This window comes from Mumia quercus, from assembly GCF_025506335.1.
Lineage (GTDB): Bacteria > Actinomycetota > Actinomycetes > Propionibacteriales > Nocardioidaceae > Mumia > Mumia quercus.
Genome location: NZ_JANZYO010000001.1, coordinates 275,025 through 292,155, shown reverse-complemented (window position 1 = coordinate 292,155; position 17,131 = coordinate 275,025). Strand labels below are relative to the sequence as shown.

At 71.5% G+C, this 17,131-nt stretch carries 17 protein-coding genes; 11 read left to right on the top strand and 6 right to left on the bottom strand.

Annotated elements, in window-relative coordinates; genetic code table 11:
* The first annotated feature begins 48 nt into the window (after positions 1–48).
* From NYZ95_RS01385 to NYZ95_RS01375, 3 genes are read left to right on the top strand one after another with little or no spacing between them, the layout of a single operon-like run.
* Positions 49–1,101 (top strand): Dyp-type peroxidase, encoded by a 1,053-nt coding sequence (locus NYZ95_RS01385; RefSeq protein ID WP_262847967.1) that lies wholly within the window; start codon positions 49–51, stop codon positions 1,099–1,101.
* Positions 1,098–1,895 carry a family 1 encapsulin nanocompartment shell protein gene (locus NYZ95_RS01380; RefSeq protein ID WP_262847965.1) on the top strand — a complete coding sequence of 266 codons (798 nt, stop codon included), beginning with the start codon at positions 1,098–1,100 and terminating at the stop codon, positions 1,893–1,895. Before NYZ95_RS01385 ends, NYZ95_RS01380 begins: the two co-directional genes overlap by 4 nt.
* Positions 1,892–2,743 (top strand): alpha/beta fold hydrolase, encoded by an 852-nt coding sequence (locus NYZ95_RS01375; RefSeq protein WP_262847963.1) that lies wholly within the window; start codon positions 1,892–1,894, stop codon positions 2,741–2,743. Before NYZ95_RS01380 ends, NYZ95_RS01375 begins: the two co-directional genes overlap by 4 nt.
* 9 nt (positions 2,744–2,752) lie before the next feature.
* Here NYZ95_RS01375 and NYZ95_RS01370 read toward each other — a convergent pair whose 3' ends face one another.
* Positions 2,753–3,379: a hypothetical protein gene (locus NYZ95_RS01370; RefSeq protein ID WP_262847961.1), complete on the bottom strand. Its 627-nt coding sequence runs from the start codon at positions 3,377–3,379 to the stop codon at positions 2,753–2,755.
* Between the two features lie 129 nt (positions 3,380–3,508).
* Here NYZ95_RS01370 and NYZ95_RS01365 point away from each other — a divergent pair, with 129 nt between their 5' ends.
* Positions 3,509–4,567 (top strand): alpha/beta hydrolase, encoded by a 1,059-nt coding sequence (locus NYZ95_RS01365; protein ID WP_262847959.1) that lies wholly within the window; start codon positions 3,509–3,511, stop codon positions 4,565–4,567.
* Here NYZ95_RS01365 and NYZ95_RS01360 read toward each other — a convergent pair.
* The 5 genes from NYZ95_RS01360 to NYZ95_RS01340 all read right to left on the bottom strand — a co-directional run bounded on the left by NYZ95_RS01360 (position 4,511) and on the right by NYZ95_RS01340 (position 10,510).
* Positions 4,511–5,005 carry a hypothetical protein gene (locus tag NYZ95_RS01360; protein ID WP_262847957.1) on the bottom strand — a complete coding sequence of 165 codons (495 nt, stop codon included), beginning with the start codon at positions 5,003–5,005 and terminating at the stop codon, positions 4,511–4,513. The genes NYZ95_RS01365 and NYZ95_RS01360 overlap by 57 nt on opposite strands.
* A 42-nt stretch (positions 5,006–5,047) precedes the next feature.
* Positions 5,048–6,958 carry an ArnT family glycosyltransferase gene (locus NYZ95_RS01355; RefSeq protein ID WP_262847956.1) on the bottom strand — a complete coding sequence of 637 codons (1,911 nt, stop codon included), beginning with the start codon at positions 6,956–6,958 and terminating at the stop codon, positions 5,048–5,050.
* Complete coding sequence (locus NYZ95_RS01350) at positions 6,955–8,208, bottom strand: bifunctional glycosyltransferase family 2/GtrA family protein (protein ID WP_262847954.1); 1,254 nt, start codon at positions 8,206–8,208, stop codon at positions 6,955–6,957. The genes NYZ95_RS01355 and NYZ95_RS01350 overlap by 4 nt, the downstream gene beginning before the upstream one ends.
* Positions 8,209–8,348: 140 nt before the next feature.
* Positions 8,349–9,812, bottom strand: a complete 1,464-nt coding sequence (locus NYZ95_RS01345) for a sensor histidine kinase (protein WP_262847952.1) — start codon at positions 9,810–9,812, stop codon at positions 8,349–8,351.
* Positions 9,809–10,510 (bottom strand): response regulator transcription factor, encoded by a 702-nt coding sequence (locus tag NYZ95_RS01340; RefSeq protein WP_262847950.1) that lies wholly within the window; start codon positions 10,508–10,510, stop codon positions 9,809–9,811. The genes NYZ95_RS01345 and NYZ95_RS01340 overlap by 4 nt, the downstream gene beginning before the upstream one ends.
* 145 nt (positions 10,511–10,655) lie before the next feature.
* Between NYZ95_RS01340 and NYZ95_RS01335 the strand changes: the two genes are divergently transcribed.
* The 7 genes from NYZ95_RS01335 to mnhG are packed head-to-tail and all read left to right on the top strand — an operon-like array spanning position 10,656 to position 17,122.
* On the top strand, positions 10,656–10,934 hold the full coding sequence (locus NYZ95_RS01335; RefSeq protein ID WP_262847948.1) for a GlsB/YeaQ/YmgE family stress response membrane protein: 279 nt from the start codon (positions 10,656–10,658) through the stop codon (positions 10,932–10,934).
* Between the two features lie 10 nt (positions 10,935–10,944).
* Positions 10,945–13,848, top strand: a complete 2,904-nt coding sequence (locus NYZ95_RS01330) for a Na+/H+ antiporter subunit A (protein WP_262847946.1) — start codon at positions 10,945–10,947, stop codon at positions 13,846–13,848.
* The gene (locus NYZ95_RS01325; RefSeq protein WP_262847944.1) at positions 13,845–14,288 is read left to right on the top strand and encodes a Na(+)/H(+) antiporter subunit C; all 444 of its coding nucleotides are present in this window, start codon (positions 13,845–13,847) and stop codon (positions 14,286–14,288) included. Before NYZ95_RS01330 ends, NYZ95_RS01325 begins: the two co-directional genes overlap by 4 nt.
* The gene (locus tag NYZ95_RS01320) at positions 14,285–15,913 is read left to right on the top strand and encodes a Na+/H+ antiporter subunit D (protein WP_262847942.1); all 1,629 of its coding nucleotides are present in this window, start codon (positions 14,285–14,287) and stop codon (positions 15,911–15,913) included. Before NYZ95_RS01325 ends, NYZ95_RS01320 begins: the two co-directional genes overlap by 4 nt.
* A complete protein-coding gene (locus NYZ95_RS01315; protein WP_262847940.1) occupies positions 15,910–16,482 on the top strand; it encodes a Na+/H+ antiporter subunit E in 573 nt (190 codons plus the stop codon). The genes NYZ95_RS01320 and NYZ95_RS01315 overlap by 4 nt, the downstream gene beginning before the upstream one ends.
* Complete coding sequence (locus tag NYZ95_RS01310; protein ID WP_262847938.1) at positions 16,479–16,793, top strand: monovalent cation/H+ antiporter complex subunit F; 315 nt, start codon at positions 16,479–16,481, stop codon at positions 16,791–16,793. Before NYZ95_RS01315 ends, NYZ95_RS01310 begins: the two co-directional genes overlap by 4 nt.
* Positions 16,790–17,122: a monovalent cation/H(+) antiporter subunit G gene (gene mnhG, locus NYZ95_RS01305; protein ID WP_262847936.1), complete on the top strand. Its 333-nt coding sequence runs from the start codon at positions 16,790–16,792 to the stop codon at positions 17,120–17,122. The genes NYZ95_RS01310 and mnhG overlap by 4 nt, the downstream gene beginning before the upstream one ends.
* Positions 17,123–17,131: the final 9 nt, after the last annotated feature.

The window sequence follows — 17,131 nt, the reverse complement described above, 5'->3', positions numbered from 1 at the left end:
CCGCCGGGGGCCGTATGGTGGGCTCACCCACGACCGAGAGGGGTCTGCGTGACCAGCGTCTCCCGCTTCCCCGAGCCGCAGGCCGTCACCGCTCCGCTGACCGAGCACGCCGTGTTCCTCGTCGTCACGATCGAGGACGGGGCCGCGGCTGCCGACACCGCACGCACGGCGATCGCCGACATCGGCGGCCTCGTACGCTCCGTCGGGTTCCGCAGCCTGCACGACGGGCTGACCTGCGTGGTCGGCATCGGCTCCGACGCCTGGGACCGCTTCGGCGCGCCCGTACGCCCGGCTCACCTCCACCCGTTCGTCCCGATCGAGGGCTACCGTCACGACGCCCCGAGCACGCCCGGCGACCTGCTCTTCCACATCCGCTCGGCGCGCCACGACATGTGCTTCGAGCTCGAGCGGCTGATCCTCGAACGCCTCGGCGACGCCGTACGTGTCGTCGACGACACCGCAGGGTTCCGCTACTTCGACGCCCGCGACCTCCTCGGCTTCGTCGACGGCACCGAGAACCCCACCGGCGACGAGCTCGGCGAGGCGGCGTACATCGACGCCGAGCCCGACTTCCTCGGCGGCAGCTACGTCATCACCCAGCGCTACACCCACGACCTCGCCGCCTGGCAGCGGTTGTCGACGGAGGAGCAGGAACGCGTCATCGGCCGTACGAAGATCGACGACGTCGAACTCGACGACGCGGTGATGCCGGCCGACTCCCACGTCTCCCTCAACACCGTCACCGACGACGACGGCAACGAGCTCGACATCGTGCGCTTCAACATGGCGTTCGGGAGCTACGCGGCAGGCGAGGTCGGCACCTACTTCATCGGTTACGCGAAGAGCCCCGAGACGACGGAACTCATGCTCCAGAACATGTTCGTCGGCAACCCGCCCGGCAACGTCGACCGCATCCTGGACTTCTCGACGGCGACCAGCGGCTGCCTCTTCTTCGTCCCGTCGTCGGCGACGCTCGCGATGCTCGGCGACCTCCCGAGCGCGGCCGGCCGCGACACGACCCCTGAGCCCCCGTCCGACGACACCAGCCCCTCCGACGGCTCGTTGAGCGTCGGCAGCCTCCGAGGAGAGTACGACCGATGAACAACCTGCACCGCTCCCTCGCGCCCGTCTCCGACGCGGCGTGGGCCCAGATCGAGGAGGAGGCGAGCCGTACGTTCCGTCGCAACCTCGCCGGCCGTCGGGTCGTCGACGTCCACGACCCCCAGGGGGTGCAGTTCGCCGGGCTGTCGACGGGTCATCGCAGCGCGCCGGCCGTGCGCCCGAACGGCGTGGAGGTCCGGCGCCGCGAGGTGGCGCCGGTGGCCGAGCTGCGGGTCACGTTCGACCTGAGCCGTGAGGACGTCGACGACGTCGAGCGCGGCTCGAACGACTCCGACTGGCAGCCGGTGAAGGACGCCGCGCGCGCCCTGGCCTTCGCCGAGGACGGGGCGCTCTTCCACGGGCTCGGCGACGTCGGCATCCGCGGGATCGCCGAGTCCTCCAGCAACCCGCGGTTGGCCCTCCCGGCGGACGCGGTCGACTACCCCGACGTCGTCGCCCGCGCGCTGAGCCAGCTGCGACTCGTCGGCGTCGAGGGGCCGTACGCCCTGCTGCTCAGCGCCGATGCCTACACCCTGGTGAACGAGACCACCGACCACGGCTACCCGATCCACCAGCAGCTCTCGCGCCTGCTCGACGGCAACATCGTCTGGGCTCCGGCCATCTCGGGTGCGGTGCTGCTGTCCACGCGTGGCGGTGACTACGACCTCCACCTGGGCCAGGACACCTCGCTCGGCTACCTCCACCACGACGACGAGTCGGTCACGCTCTACCTGCAGGAGTCGTTCGCCTTCCTCCCCCTGACCGACGAGGCGTCGGTCGTGCTGGACGCATGAGCGGGTACGAGGCCTGGCCGCAGCGGCAGGAGGTCCAGGTCGGCGACCTGGTCTTCGACGTCGGGGTCGCGGGTCCCGCCGACGGCGAGCCGGTGATCCTGCTCCACGGCTTCCCGCAGACGTCGGACTCGTGGCTGGACGTCGCGCCCGCACTCGCCGACGCCGGGTTGCGGGTGATCGCTCCCGACCAGCGCGGGTACTCCCCGCGAGCGCGCCCCGACGACGTCGCGTCGTACGCGGTGCCGCGACTCGTCGAGGACGTGACAGGTCTGATGGACGCGCTCGGGTTCGACTCCGCGCACGTGGTCGGGCACGACTGGGGCGCCGCGGTGGCGTGGGCGGTCGCGGCGCACCACCCGGAGCGGGTCCGCACCCTGGTCGCCCTGTCCGTCCCGCACCTGGCCGCGTACGGCTGGGCGCTGGTGCACGACGAGGACCAGAAGGAGCGCGCCTCCTACATCGGGCTCATGCGGACGGCCGGCAAGGCGGAGGACGTGCTGCTCGCCGACGACGGACGTCGGCTCACGGCGATGTACGGAGGGAAGGTGCCCGAGGCGCGCGCCGCCTCGTACGTCGCCGCGATGCAGGCGCCGGGGGCGTTGACCGCAGCGCTGTCGTGGTACCGCGCGATGAGCCGTGACCTCGATGCCACGCCCACCGTGACGGTGCCGACCACCTACCTGTGGGGCGGTGAGGACTGGGCACTCGGTGCAGCAGGTGCTCGTCGCTGCGGCGAGCACGTCCATGCCGAGTACCGGTTCGTGCCTCTCCCGGACGCGTCGCACTGGCTCCCTGAGGAGTGCCCCGACGTGGTGGCCGACGAGATCGTGGCCCGCGTGCGCGGCTGAGGGTGTCGGTCAGGAGGCGGACTCGCGTCCCTGCGAGCGGTCCTGCTCGGCCCGGTCGCGGTTGTCGATCTCGGTCTTGAGGTCGCGCACGCGCCGCCCGCGAGCCCGGTTGGCGCTGCTCAGCCACACGAGGCCGAAGAAGAGGAGCGCGCCGATGATCGCGCCCCACAGCGAAGACGCGCGGAACCCCGGGCCGTCGACGTCGAGAATGCGTTCGCCCGCGTGCGCCCCCTTGCTCGTCCCGACGACGATCGACAGCGTCATCAGGTTGGGCAGCGCGAGCACCACCGCGAGGGCGACGACGACGCCCTTCCAGTAGCCCTTCACCCAGTGGCGCGCGATCGCCTGCCAGGCGACCAGCAGGGGAAGGAAGGTGAAGACGATGCCGAGGAACAGGCCCCACACCGTCCCCGCAGTCAGGCTGCCGTCGACCCGTCGTCCGATCCACTGCGCCCACCAGCGTGGGACGAAGGCGGCCAGCAGGTAGCCGATGAGCACCACGACCACGGCGACGGCCAGGAGCACGACGACGTTGTGCAGCATGCGCCGGCCGTACGACTTCCACCCGTCGGCTGTGCTCGCCCGGTGCCCGGAAGCCTGCGGAGACTTCGCACCACCACTCTCGGAGGTCGCCATGGCCCCAGGATGGCACCGATCCACGGCTTCGACCGGTTGATGACCGGACGGGCCGGTAACATCTGTTAACAACGATGTGACGCGCGACACACGACGAGTCGTGTCCCGCTCTCTCGGGAAGGGCGAACGATGGGTCGGACGAAGGGCGCCGCTGCCCCGCAGGTCGTCTCGCTCGCCGGTGACAAGCTGCGGGTGGTGGACAAGCCCCGCCACAGCAAGCGCGCGGCACTGCTGTCGAACGCGCTCCGGGTGAGCGTGAAGCCGGCCCTCTCGGTCTGGTCGTACGCCCCGGGCGCCCCGTGGCCGACCGGACTCCTCGAGAGCGTCGCCGGACTGCTCCCCGCACCACGGCACGCGACGGTCGAGCCGGTCACCCTTCCCGACTGCGACGCGGAGCTGATCCGCGCCCGATCCGCAGCGCACACGGACACCCACGCGATGCTGTACCTCCACGGAGGCGCGTTCCTCGTCGGCGGGCTCAACACCCACCGCGGGCTGGCCGCCCGGCTGTCGGCGACCAGCGGCTGCACGGTGCTCAACGTCGGCTACCGCATGATGCCCGAGCACCCCGTGAGCAGCGCGGTCGAAGACGGCCTCGCGGGGTACCGCTGGCTGCTCGAGCAGGGCTACCCGCCCGAGCGGATCGTCGTCGCCGGCGACTCTGCGGGCGGCTATCTCGCGTTCGCCGTGACGCTCGCGATCCTCGGCGCCGGTCTGGAGGCGCCAGCCGGTCTGGTCGCGATGTCTCCGCTCACCGATCTCGACCCCGAGCGCAAGCTCGACCAGCCCGGGCGTCCGTCGTGCGCGCTCTTCCCGAGGTCGGCGTGGCGCGGGTTCCTGCGGCTGGTCGACCTCGTCGAGAGCGAGCTGCTCCCCGATCTTCTGCAGCCGGCGTCGTCGCTCGTCGACGCCGACCTCCGCGGGCTACCGCCGACGCTCATCCAGGTCGGCTCCGACGAGCTCGTCCTTCCCGACGCCGAGCTCATGGCGAGTCGCCTCGCACGGTCGGACGTGGAGGTCGAGCTGCAGATCTGGGAGAAGCAGGTGCACGTCTTCCAGGTCGCCGTCGACCTCGTGCCCGAGGCGCGCGAGGCGACTCGTGAGGTAGGGCGGTTCGTCCGCCGCACGACGTCAGCCGACCAACGCCGTCAGGCCGTTCGTCGACGACGCGCTGTCGGCTCCGTCTGACGGAGCCTGCGGCGCGTTCCCGTCCGGCCCCTGCCGGTTCTGGTCATCGCAGTCCGGGCCCTGCCCGTCCTGGCGGTCGGGCATGCCCATGCCGCCCGGGCCGCGCTGTCCGTCCTGGTGGCCGGGGAACTGCTTGTCGCCCTGGTCCTGGCGGTCCTGGCCGTAGCCCTGGCTCCCGTCGCCCTGGCCGTCCTGCCCACCCGGGAACTGTCCCATCCCGGGCGCGTTGCCGGGCCCGCCGTCGACACCGCCGTCGTCAGCAGAAGCGCTGCCGACCGCGATCCCGCCGAGGAAGCCGAACCCGCAGAGCGCCACACCGGCGGCGATGGCACCGATCCGGGTCTTGTTCTCCAGGCCGCGCCAACCGCGCGCGGGCGCGGTGCCCGGGGCCTCCGGGGTCTCCGGGGTCTCCGGCGTACGGGGGGTCTGGTCGTTCATCTGTGTCTCTCTCTTTCGTGAGGGTGGTGGGGTCCTCGCCGGTCAGCTCCGACCGGTGAGGTCGTAGACGGTGGTCCCGCCCACGGTCTGGGGGGTGAAGCTCTCGCTCACCCAGTCATCGATGGCGGAGTTACGGCCTCCGCCGTGCCCGGTGCCGGCCACGTAGTAGCCGATCTGCCCCTCGGCCACCCACTCCTGGAACTGGGCGAGCGTCGGGAAGTCGTCGGTGCCGTTGAACCCGCCGATCGCGAGCACGGGCTCACCGGAGGCGAGCTGGAGCGGTGCCGCGCCGTTGGCAGTCTGCGCAGCCGCGGCCCACCGGGTGTCGCTTGCCTGCAGCAGGTCCACGAGCTCGTCGCTCACCCCCGAGGTGCCGCCTCCGCCGAGGAAGCTCGCACCGCCACCGGGTCCGCCCTGGCCTCCGCCCGGCGGCGCCCCCGGCGCGCCGCCGGGGCCGCCGGGGCCGCCGGGGCCGCCGCCGGTCGTCGGTCCGGCCGACACGATCGACCCGGTGTGCGCGGACCCGATCGTCGCGGCGGCAGACGCTGCGGGGGCGGCGAGGGCGGCGACCCCGATCAGGGTCGCGGTGACGACCGCGAGCGCGCGAGCGCCGTCGCCGAGGTCCGGAAGCTCCGGCGCGAGGAGCAGCAGCACCCCCGCAGCGACCGCGGCCAGGACGACCACCCAGCGCAGCCAGGGCACGAAGGTCGGGGTCTCAGCCAGCAGCCGCCACTGCCAGAGGCCGGTGAGGACGACCGTCCCCGCCAGGACCGCGCGCGGCACCAGCGCCGTACGGCGGCGCCACAGCGCGACCGCTCCCACGCCGACCAGCGCCGCGATCGCGGGCGCGAGGGCCACCGTGTAGTAGCTGTGGATGATGCCCTGCATCAGGCTGAACGTCAGCCCGGTGACCAGCAGCCACCCGCCCCAGACGATCGCGAAGGCGCGCGTCCGGTCGGTGCGCGCCGCGAGCCACGACCACGCCACGAGGACGACGAGCGCGACCAGCGCCGCCGGCAGCAGCCAGCTCGCCTGAGTCTGCATCTCGGAGCTGAAGAGGCGACCGAGCCCGGGGGTGCCCCACATGCCGCCGCCCTGGCCGCCGCCGCCGACTGATCCGACCTCGTCGCCGTTGAGGCGACCCAGACCGTTGTAGCCGAGGGCCAGCTGGAGGATGCTGTTCGTCGTCGACCCCCCGATGTACGGGCGCGACGCCGCCGGCCACAGCTCGGCGACGAGCACCCACCAGCCGGCGCCGACGACGACGGCTCCCGCTGCGGCGACGAGGTGCAGCAGCCGCGTCCGCAGCCGCGCCGACCCCGCGATCCCGTACGCCAGCGCGAGCGCGGGCAGCACCAGGAACGCCTGCAGCATCTTGGTGAGGAACGCCAGGCCGATGAGCAGCCCTGCCAGTACCAGCCACCGCAGCGCCTTCTTGGCGTCGATCGCCCGGGTCACCGCCCAGGCGGCGGCGACCATGAGGAAGACCAGGAGGGCGTCGGGGTTGTTGTAGCGGAACATGAGCGCGGCGATCGGGGTCGTCGCCAGGACGGCACCGGCGATCAGCGCGGCCGACGAGGAGAACCACCGGCGCACCGCCGCGTACAGGACACCGACGCTGGCGACCCCCAGCAGCGCCTGCGGGAGCAGCATGCTGAACGCGCTGAACCCGAAGACGCGCGCCGAGAGGCCCATCAGCCACAGCGAGGCCGGGGTCTTGTCGACGGTGATGCCGTTGGCGGCGTCGAGCGCGCCGAAGAACCACGCCTTCCAGTCCTGGGCCCCTGCCTGGACGGCCATGGCGTAGTACTCGTTCGCGTAGCCGTTGACCGACAGGTTCCACAGGTAGGCGACCCCGGTCGCCGCCAGCAGGGCGACCAGCAGGACGCGTTCGCGCGTCCACCAGCCGCGTCGCACCTCGGCGGCCGGGACGTCGTGGACGACGGTGCTCACGCGATGCTCCTCTCGTCCGCCGCGACGGCGGGGCTGGAGGTGACCGGGTGCGCGGACGGCCGCGCAGCGAGGTCGTGGACAGGGGATGCCTCGTGGGCGCCGCGGAAGACCCAGCGGTCGAGCAGCACGAAGCGCAGGACGGTCGCCAGCACGTTGGCGAGGGTGAGGACGCCGACCTCCATCAGGGGTGTGTGGCCGAGGTCCGCGGTCAGCGCGAGCGCCGAGGCCGTCAACGCCCAGCCGCACCCGAACGCGACCAGGCCCTGGACGTGGTGGCGCGCGCGGCGCCGGGTCCCCGTGACCTGGTAGGTGAAGCGGCGGTTCATCGCGGTGTTCGCGAGCGCCGTCGTCACGAGGGCGAACAGGTTCGCCGCCTGCGCGGGAGCCACCTCGCGAGCCAGCAGGAAGAGCACCGCGTACGCGAGCGTGCTGACCACTCCGACCATGCCGAACCGGATCATCCGGATGCCCAGCGGCGTGCTCACCGGCGGGCGCGCGAAGAGGCGGCGTACGGGCTCGAGGTCGAGCGCCCCCGTCGTCAGGCCGCGGGCCATCCGGGCGATGCCCCGGAGGTCGTCGCGGATCGTGGAGGCGATCGCGACCCGGCTGTCGGGGTCGTCGACCCAGTCGACGGGGACCTCGGCGATCCGCAGGCCCGCACGCTCGGCGAGGACGAGCAGCTCGGTGTCGAAGAACCAGCCGGTGTCCTCGACGTACGGGAGCAGCGCCTGGGCGACGTCGGTGCGTGCGGCCTTGAAGCCGCACTGCGCGTCGCTGAACCGTGCCCCGAGAGCGACCCGCAGCAGGGTGTTGTAGCCGCGGGAGAGGATCTCGCGCTTCACCCCGCGAACGACCCGGGAGTCCCGGCGCAGCCGCGTCCCGATCGCTACGTCGGAGTGGCCGGACAGCAGCGGCGCGACCAGCGGCATCAGGGCGCCGAGGTCGGTCGACAGATCGACGTCCATGTAGGCGACGACGGTCGCGTCGCTGCGCGACCAGACGGCGGTGAGGGCGCGACCGCGGCCGCGCTCCGGGATGCGGACGAGCGTGACGCCGCTCAGCGTCGCCTCGAGACGCTCAGCGACCTCCGCCGTGCCGTCGGTGCTGCCGTTGTCGGCGATCACGACCCGGGTGGCGTACGGCACCTCGAGGTCGAGGTACGTCCGCAGCCGCCGGATGCTCTGCTCGAGGACGTGTGCTTCGTCGAGCACCGGGACCACGACGTCGATCACGGGAGCTGTCTCGTTCATGTCTTCGACGATCGCGCCGCGACTTCACAAGCCCCTGGGCCACACCTTGGAGCTTCCTGTGAACCCCCGCCCGCCGCGTTGGTGCGCCAGTAGTCACGTGGTCGCGCGCGGTGACCACGGAGGCACCGACGCGCGAGCGGTCAGCGCGCGAGCGGGAGGCGGACGGTGAAGGTTGCCCCGTGCCCCGGGGCGGTGTCGAGCGCGACCCGGCCGCCGTGCCCGGCCACGAGGGCCGACACGATCGCGAGCCCGAGTCCCGAGCCCCCGGCCTCCCGGCTGCGGGCCCCGTCCGCGCGGTAGAAGCGCTCGAACGCATGCGCCGCGGACTCCTCGTCGAGCCCCGGACCGTCGTCGGCGACGGTCAGCACCGCCTGGTCGCCCTCGGGCTGGACGTCGACCCGCACCTCGGCGTCGGTCGGCGTGTGGACCAGCGCGTTGCCGACGAGGTTGCCCAGCACCTGCCGCAGCCGTGCCTCGTCGCCCTCGACGACGACCGGGGGCCCGGCCGACGGCGCGACGACGCTCCGCTCCGGCTGCACCGCGCGCGCGTCCTCGACCGCGTCCCGTGCCAGGGCCCGCAGGTCGACGGGGTCGCGGCGCAGCGGCCGCTCCTGATCGAGCCGGGCGAGCAGGAGCAGGTCCTCGACGAGCACGCCCATGCGGTCGGCCTCCTGCCGGATGCGTGCCATGAAGCGGTCGGTGGTCTGCTCGTCGGTCGCCGCCCCCTGGGCGTAGAGCTCCGCGAACCCCCGGATCGACGTCAGCGGGGTCCGCAGCTCGTGGCTCGCGTCGGCGACGAAGCGTCGCATCCGGCGCTCCGACTCCTCCGCCTTGCGCGCCTCCTCGGCCGCGCGTACGGCTTCGTGCTCGCGGTCCTCCACCGCCCGCTCGATGTGCCCGAGCATCGTGTTGAGCGACGACGCCAGCGCTCCGACCTCCGTACGCGGATCGGACTCCACCGGTACGCGGGCGGTGAGGTCGCCGCCCGCGATCGCCTCGGCGGTGCGCTCCACCCGTACGAGCGGGCGCAGGCTCCGAGCGACGAGCCAGGAGCTGATGGCGGCCACCGCGACGAGGACCGCCACGGCGATCGCCAGCTCGATCCACCGGAGGCGTTCCAGGGTGGCTGTCACGTCGCTGAGGTCGACGGCGATCGCGACGGCGCTCCCACCTGAGCCGTCGAAGAACACGACCCGCCACTGCGGCCTGCCGTCGACCGCCGCGACGGTGAACGGCTCGCCGAACGCGACGTCGTCCGTCGCCGGGTCAGGGAGGTCGGGGTAGTCCTCGCTGTCCAGACGCGGGTCGACCTGCGGGTCGACAGGCGTCCCGTCGGAGGCGAAGCGCTGGACGAAGAATCGCGACGGCAGCGCGCCGCGGTCGTCCTCGATCATCCGTCGCGGCGGCGGGCGGTCGGCGAACCCCCGACCCTGGCTCACGAGCTCGGTGTCGGCGCGGTCCACGAGCGAACGCTCGAGGACGACGTTGGTCGCGACCGCGCTCAGCACCAGGGCGAGCAGCACCATCGCGACGGCGAGCGCCACCAGCTGGACCCGCAGCGGGACGGCGCGCCATCGGCGCAGGAGCGCGGGCCGGCGCGTCATCGCGGCCGACGCAGCACGTACCCGACGCCGCGCACCGTGTGGAGCAGGCGCGGCTCGGTGGTGTCGACCTTGCGGCGCAGGTACGACACGTAGGTCTCGACGACGTTGCCGTCCCCGCCGAAGTCGTAGTTCCAGACGTGGTCGAGGATCTGCTGCTTGCTCAGCACGCGACCGCTGTTGAGCAGGAAGTAGCGCAACAGCTTGAACTCGGTCGGCGAGAGGTCGACGACCGCGCCGTCCTTGCGGACCTCGTGGCTGTCGGTGTCCATCTCGATGTCGGCGAAGCGCAGGACCGTCCCGTCCTCGCGGGTCCGCCGCGTCCGCCGGAGCACCGCATGGACGCGAGCGACGAGCTCGTCGAGGCTGAACGGCTTCACCAGGTAGTCGTCACCGCCTGCGGTCAGGCCGTTCACGCGGTCGGCGGGGGCGTCGCGGGCGGTGAGAAAGATCACCGGGATGTCGCGGTGCTCGCGGCGCAGACGGGTCACGACCTCGAACCCGTCGATCCCCGGCATCATCACGTCGAGCACGATGAGATCGAGCGTCGGGTCGGTCGTCGCCTGCTCCAGCGCCGTACGCCCGTCGGTCGCGGTGACGACCTCGAACCCGGCGAAACGCAGGCTGGAGGCGAGCAGGTCGAGGATGCTCGCGTCGTCGTCGACGACGAGCAGCCGGTCGGGAGCGCGCTTTTCGGTCATCACGATCCACCATGGGGGATCTGGCTCCGATCCGCCTGAGGAGATGCTGTGACCTCTCTGTGAGCGGCACCAGCGCCCGAGGCAGGCCGCTCGGCGTGTGGTCCCAACCTCTAGAATGCCCCTGAGGCGAAGGAGGCGGGGTCAGATGGGATTCATTGTCAGCATCATCGGGTTCCTGGTGATCGGCCTGGTCGCAGGGTTCATCGCCCGCGCCATCGTCCCCGGCAAGGACGCGATGTCGCTCGCCCAGACGCTGCTGCTCGGCGTGGTCGGCTCCGTCGTCTTCGGGGTGGTCCTCGGCCTCATCCCCTTCTGGGACCGAGACAAGGGCTTCGGCCCCGCAGGGTGGATCGGCTCGATCATCGGTGCCGTCCTCACCCTCATGGTCTACAACCGTGTCGTGAAGAAGCGTCCGGCGAGCTGATCTCGACCTGATGCTCCTGCTCCTGCTCGCCCATCTGGTCGCCGCAGCGCTCGCGCCTGCCCTCGTCCGGGCCGTCGACCGGTACGCCTTCCTCCTCCTCGCGCTCGTCCCGGGCGCGAGCTTCGTGTGGCTCCTCTTCAAAGGGCCGGAGGTCACCGGGCCCGACGCGACCACGCTCACCGAGACGTACGAGTGGGTCCCGACGATCGGGCTCGAGATCGGCCTGCGGCTCGACACCCTGAGCTGGACCCTCGCGCTCCTCGTCACCGGCGTCGGCGCGCTCGTCCTCTTCTACTGCACCTGGTACTTCCGGTCGTACGACCCCGCGCTCTGGCGTTTCTCCGGCACGTTCACGGCCTTCGCCGGCTCGATGCTCGGGCTCGTCCTCTCGCGCGACGTCCTGCTCCTGTACGTGTTCTGGGAGCTGACCACGGTCTTCTCGTACATCCTCGTCGGCCACAACCCCGAGCGCGTGGCCAACCGTCGCGCGGCCATGACCGCGCTGATGGTCACGACGTTCGGTGGCCTGGCGATGCTGGTCGGCTTCATCATGCTCGGACAGGACGCCGACTCCTACCGCATCGACGACATAATGGCGCTCTCCCCGACGGGCGCGGCGACGGCCACGGCGATCGCCCTCGTGCTGGTCGGCGCCCTGAGCAAGTCCGCGCTCGTCCCGTTCCACTTCTGGCTCCCGGGCGCGATGGCAGCACCGACACCCGTCAGCGCCTACCTCCACGCGGCGGCGATGGTCAAAGCCGGCGTCTTCCTGGTCGCGGTGCTGGCGCCCGCGTTCGCCGACGTCGCCCTGTGGCGGCCGACGCTGCTGATCCTCGGCGTCCTGACGATGGTGATCGGAGGTCTGCGCGCGCTCAGCCAGCACGACGTCAAGCTCCTCCTCGCGTACGGCACCGTGAGCCAGCTCGGCTTCCTCGTCGCCGTCGTGGGCCTCGGCACCCGCGCGGCCGCGCTTGCCGGGATCGCGATGGTCGTCGCCCACGCCCTGTTCAAAGCGGCGCTCTTCATGGTCGTCGGCATCGTCGACCACTCCGCCCACACGCGTGACCTGCGCAAGCTGTCGCGCCTGCGCCCGGCGATGCCGTGGCTGTTCGGGTTCACCGTCCTCGCAGCCGCGTCGATGGCCGGCATCCCGCCGATGCTGGGCTTCCTCGCGAAGGAGTCGGTCTACGCGGCGTTCGTCGACGTGGTCGCGACCGGCGACGGGACGGGCATCGGGCCGGTCGCCGGCGCGGTCGTGCTCGCCGGCCTCGTCCTCGGCTCGCTGCTCACGATGGCCTACACGCTGCGCTTCGTCTGGGGCGTCTTCGGCGACAAGCCGGGCGTCGACCAGCCCGCCGACCTCGTGCCCGTGCCGGCAGGCTTCGCGACGCCGACGGCGCTCCTCGCAACCGCGTCGCTCGTCCTCGCGTTCTTCGGCAGCAGCCTGACCGAGATCTGGGCGGGGTACGACCACCAGTTCCCCGAGGGCGACCACCACGCCGAGCTCGCGCTCTGGCACGGGTTCTCGCCCGCTCTCGGTCTGAGCCTCGTCGCCGTCCTCGGCGGCATCCTCCTCTTCGCGTGGCAGCAGCGACGCAGCCTGGTCCCCACCGCACCGTGGATGCCGTCGGCCGAGAAGGCGTACGAGGCGGTCATGCGCAACACCGACCGGCTCGCCGTCGAGGTCACCGGTCGTACGCAGCGCGGCTCGCTGCCGTTCTACCTCGGCTCGATCCTCGTCGTGGTCCTGGTCGTCCCCGGTTCGGCACTCGTGCTCAACCGCACCTGGACCGGCGACGTCGTGTGGTTCGACTCGGCGTCGCAGGCCGTCGTCGCGACCCTGCTGTGCGTCGCGGCCGTGCTGACGGTCCGTTCGCGCCGCCGCCTCAAGGCCGTGCTCCTTGCGGGAGTCGCGGGCTACAGCACGGCGATGCTCTTCCTCCTGCACGGCGCCCCGGACCTCGCGCTCACGCAGGTCCTGGTGGAGACGGTGACGCTGGTCGTCTTCGTCCTGGTGCTGCGCCGGATGGCTCCGTACTTCTCCGACCGCCCGCTCACCCGCGCGCGCTGGCTCCGGGTGGGGATCGGTGCGCTGTCCGGCCTCTTCGCGTCGGCGGTCTCGCTGGCTGCTGCCGGGGTACGGATCGGCGACCCGATCTCGGAGGCCTTCGCCGAGGGCGCCGTCGAGTACGGGGGCGGCCACAACATCGTCAACGTGACGCTCGTCGACATCCGCGCCTGGGACACGATGGGCGAGCTCTCGGTGCTCGTCGTCGCCGCGACCGGTGTCGCGTCGCTGATCTTCCTCATCACCGGCCGCGGTGGCGTCCAGAGCCCGACCACGACGCTGCCCGAGGGCCAGTCGACGGGCCGCTGGCTGCGTGCCGGCCGGACCCTCGACCCCGAGCGCCGCTCGATCGTCTTCGAGATCGTCACGCGTCTGATCTTCCACACCGTCATCCTGTTCTCGGTGTGGCTGATCTTCGCCGGCCACAACGGCCCCGGCGGCGGCTTCGCGGGCGGCCTGATGGCGGGACTGGCGCTGATGGTCCGCTACCTCGCCGGCGGTCGGTACGAGCTCGACCTGGCCGTGCCCGTCGACGCCGGCCGCGTGCTCGGGCTCGGGCTGTCGGTCGCGACGGCGTCGGCGCTGGCGCCGCTGCTGTTCGGCGGGCAGGTGCTCCAGAGCGCGATCGTGAAGTTCCACCTGTTCGCGATCGGCGACATCAAGCTCGTCACCTCGCTCTTCTTCGACATCGGCGTCTACCTCGTCGTCTTCGGCCTCATGCTCGACGTGCTCCGCAGCCTCGGCGGCGGGATCGACACCGACATCGAGACCGGCGACGACGACCCCGAGCTCCCAGGCTCGTACACCGACCCCGAGGTCCAGGCGTTGACGGGAGACGCACGATGACCGTCAACCTCGTCCTCGTCATCGCCATCGGCGTCACGTTCGCCTGCGGCGTGACCTTGCTGCTCGAGCGCAGCCTCACCCGCATCGTCGTGGGCACGCTGCTGATCGGCAACGCCGTCAACCTCATCTTCATCGTCGCCTCGGGTGCCCCGGGTCGCGCACCGATCGTGGACGAGTCCGACCCGTCCCCGATGAGCGACCCGCTCCCCCAGGCGATGGTGCTCACCGCGATCGTCATCACCCTCGGCGTCGCAGCGTTCCTTCTCGCCATGGCGTACCGGTCGTGGCAGCTGCAGGGGCACGACGAGGTCCAGGACGACATGGAGGACCGCCTGATCATGCGCCTGGCCGAGCTCGACGAGGCCTCGCAGTCCTACGAGGACGACATCGGCGGCGAGCCCGACGAGGAAGGCGCCGACACCGAGGAGGTCGAGCGATGACCGCCGACTCCGCGATGTCCTTCCTGATCCCGCTGCCGGTCGTGCTCGCGCTCCTCGGCGCGGGCGTCTGCTTGGCGCTGGGCCAGAACGCGCGCGCCCAGCGGGTGATCAGCTTCGTCACGCTGTCGGTCATCGTCGCGATCGCGGGGGTGCTGCTGTGGGCGGCCGACAAGGACGGCCCCCAGGTCGTGTACGTCGGGGGCTGGCCGGCCCGGATGGGCATCGTCCTGGTCGCCGACCGGCTGTCCGCGCTGCTGCTCCTGGTCTCGGCGATCGTGACCCTCTGCGTCCTCGCCTACTCCGTGGGACAGGGCATCATCGAGTTCGGCCGCGACACCCCGCTGTCGGTGTTCTACCCGACCTACCTGGTCCTCTCCGCCGGCGTCTCCAACGCGTTCCTGTCCGGCGACCTCTTCAACCTGTACGTCGGGTTCGAGGTGCTCCTCGCCGCGAGCTATGTGCTCATCACGCTGGGCGGGACCGGTCCCCGCGTACGGGCGGGGACGACGTACGTCGTGGTGTCCGTGCTGTCCTCGATGGTCTTCCTCATCGCGATCGCCGGCGTGTACGCGGCCACGGGCACGGTCAACATGGCCGACCTCGCGGTCAAGCTGCAGGAGGTCCCCGAGGGGGTCCGGGTCGTCCTCCAGCTGCTGCTCCTCACGGCCTTCTCCATCAAGGCCGCGGTGTTCCCGCTGTCGGCCTGGCTCCCCGACTCCTACCCGACCGCGCCCGCACCCGTCACCGCGGTGTTCGCCGGCCTGCTGACGAAGGTCGGCGTCTACGCGATCATGCGCGTCCAGACGCTGCTCTTCCCCGACAGCCCGCTGTCCGACCTGCTGCTCTGGGCGGCGATGCTGACGATGTTCATCGGCATCCTCGGTGCCGTCGCGCAGTCCGACATCAAACGAATGCTGTCCTTCACGCTGGTCAGCCACATCGGCTACATGGTGTTCGGCGTCGCGGTCGCCTCCGACCTCGGCCTCGCCGGCGCGATCTTCTACATCGTCCACCACATCACCATCCAGACCACGCTGTTCCTCGTGACCGGCCTGATCGAGATCCGCGGCGGTTCGACCTCGCTGGAGCACCTCGGCGGCCTCGCGAAGGCGGCCCCGGTGCTCGCGCTCATGTTCTTCCTTCCCGCGATGAACCTGTCCGGCATCCCGCCGTTCTCCGGGTTCCTCGGCAAGGTCGCGCTCGTCGAAGCCGGCGTGGACCGCGCCGGCTGGCTCACGTACCTCGTCGTCGGCGTCTCGATCCTCACCAGCCTCCTCACCCTGTACGCGGTGGCCAAGACGTGGAACCGCGCGTTCTGGCGCCCACGTACGGAGGAGCCCGACGAGCTCACCGAGTACGTGCCCAGCTCGGGGACGAAGTCGGGCGAGCCGTGGAGCAGCACGGCAGTGACGTCCGTACGCTCGCTCCCGCGCGCGATGGTCGCCCCGACGCTGACCTTGGTCGCCTTCGGGACCGCCCTCACGTTCGTGGCCGGTCCGTTGTTCGGGATCACCGAGCGTGCGGCCGAGGAGCTGCGCGACCGCGACCCCTACATCCAGACCGTGCTCGACGACGGCAGCGCGCCGGGCTCCAAGGTCGTCAACGACCAGGCGGAGGGCCGATGAGTCCTGAGTCCTCGCGCCGTACGCAGGCGCGTCACGCGCTCCAGTGGCCCGTCGTCCTCTGGCTCATGCTCGTGTGGGTGCTGCTCTGGGGCGAGTTCACCCCTGGCAACATCCTCGCCGGCATCGCCGTCGCGGTCGCGATCATCCGCGTCTTCCCGCTGCCTCCGATCGAGTTCCACGGCAGGGTGCACCCGGGCCGTCTCCTGATCCTCCTCTACGCGTTCTTCCGTGACCTGGTCATCTCGAGCATCCAGGTGGCGAGGATCGTGCTGCGTCCCGGCTACCAGCCGGTGAACTCGGTGCTCGTGGTCCCGATGCGGACCCGCAGCGAGCTCGCCCTGATGCTCACCTCCGAGATCGTGTCGCTCGTGCCCGGCAGCCTCCTGATCGAGGCGTCGCGCAGCACCTGGACGCTCCAGATCCACGTGCTCGAGACCCGGACCGAGGCCGACGTCGAGGCGGCGCGCCAGCGCGTCTGGGACGAGGAGGAGCGCGTCGTCCGAGCGCTCGGAAACGCCGAGGACATCGCCCGAGTGGAGCAGCCGAGGCCGGGAGGTGGGGCGCGATGACGTGGATGACGGTGGTCGCCTGGGTCGCCGGCGGGATGCTCGGCATCGCGGCGATCCTCACGGTCGTGCGCGCCGCGCTGGGTCCCTCGATGCCCAACCGTGCCGTCGCGATCGACGTGCTGGTCGCGGTGCTGGTCGGCGGTCTCGGCGTCGAGGCCGCCTACAACCGGCACACGGACACGCTCCCGATCCTCGTCGTCCTCTCGCTCGTCGGCATGGTCGGCTCGGTGAGCATCGCCCGCTTCGCGACGAGCGACGAGCCGGACGAGTCCGACAGCGAACGCCTCGACGGGACGGAGGGATCACGATGAGGCTTGCCCTCGACATCGCGTCCGCGTTCTGCCTGCTGACCGGCGCGTTCCTGGCGCTGATCGCCGCCATCGGGGTGGCGCGGTTCAACAACCTGTTCAGCCGGATGCACGCCGCCACGAAGCCGCAGGTGCTCGGCCTCCTCCTCATCCTGCTGGGGATCGGCCTGCGGATGGAGGCCTGGAGCGACCTCGGCCTGCTGGTGCTCGTCGCCGTCTTCCAGCTGCTCACGGCACCTGTCGCAGCCCACATGCTCGGCCGCGCCGTCTACCGCATCGGTGGTCCGGACAGCGACGAGCGGCTCGTCGACGAGAAGATGCCGGCCGACTGACTGCGGCTC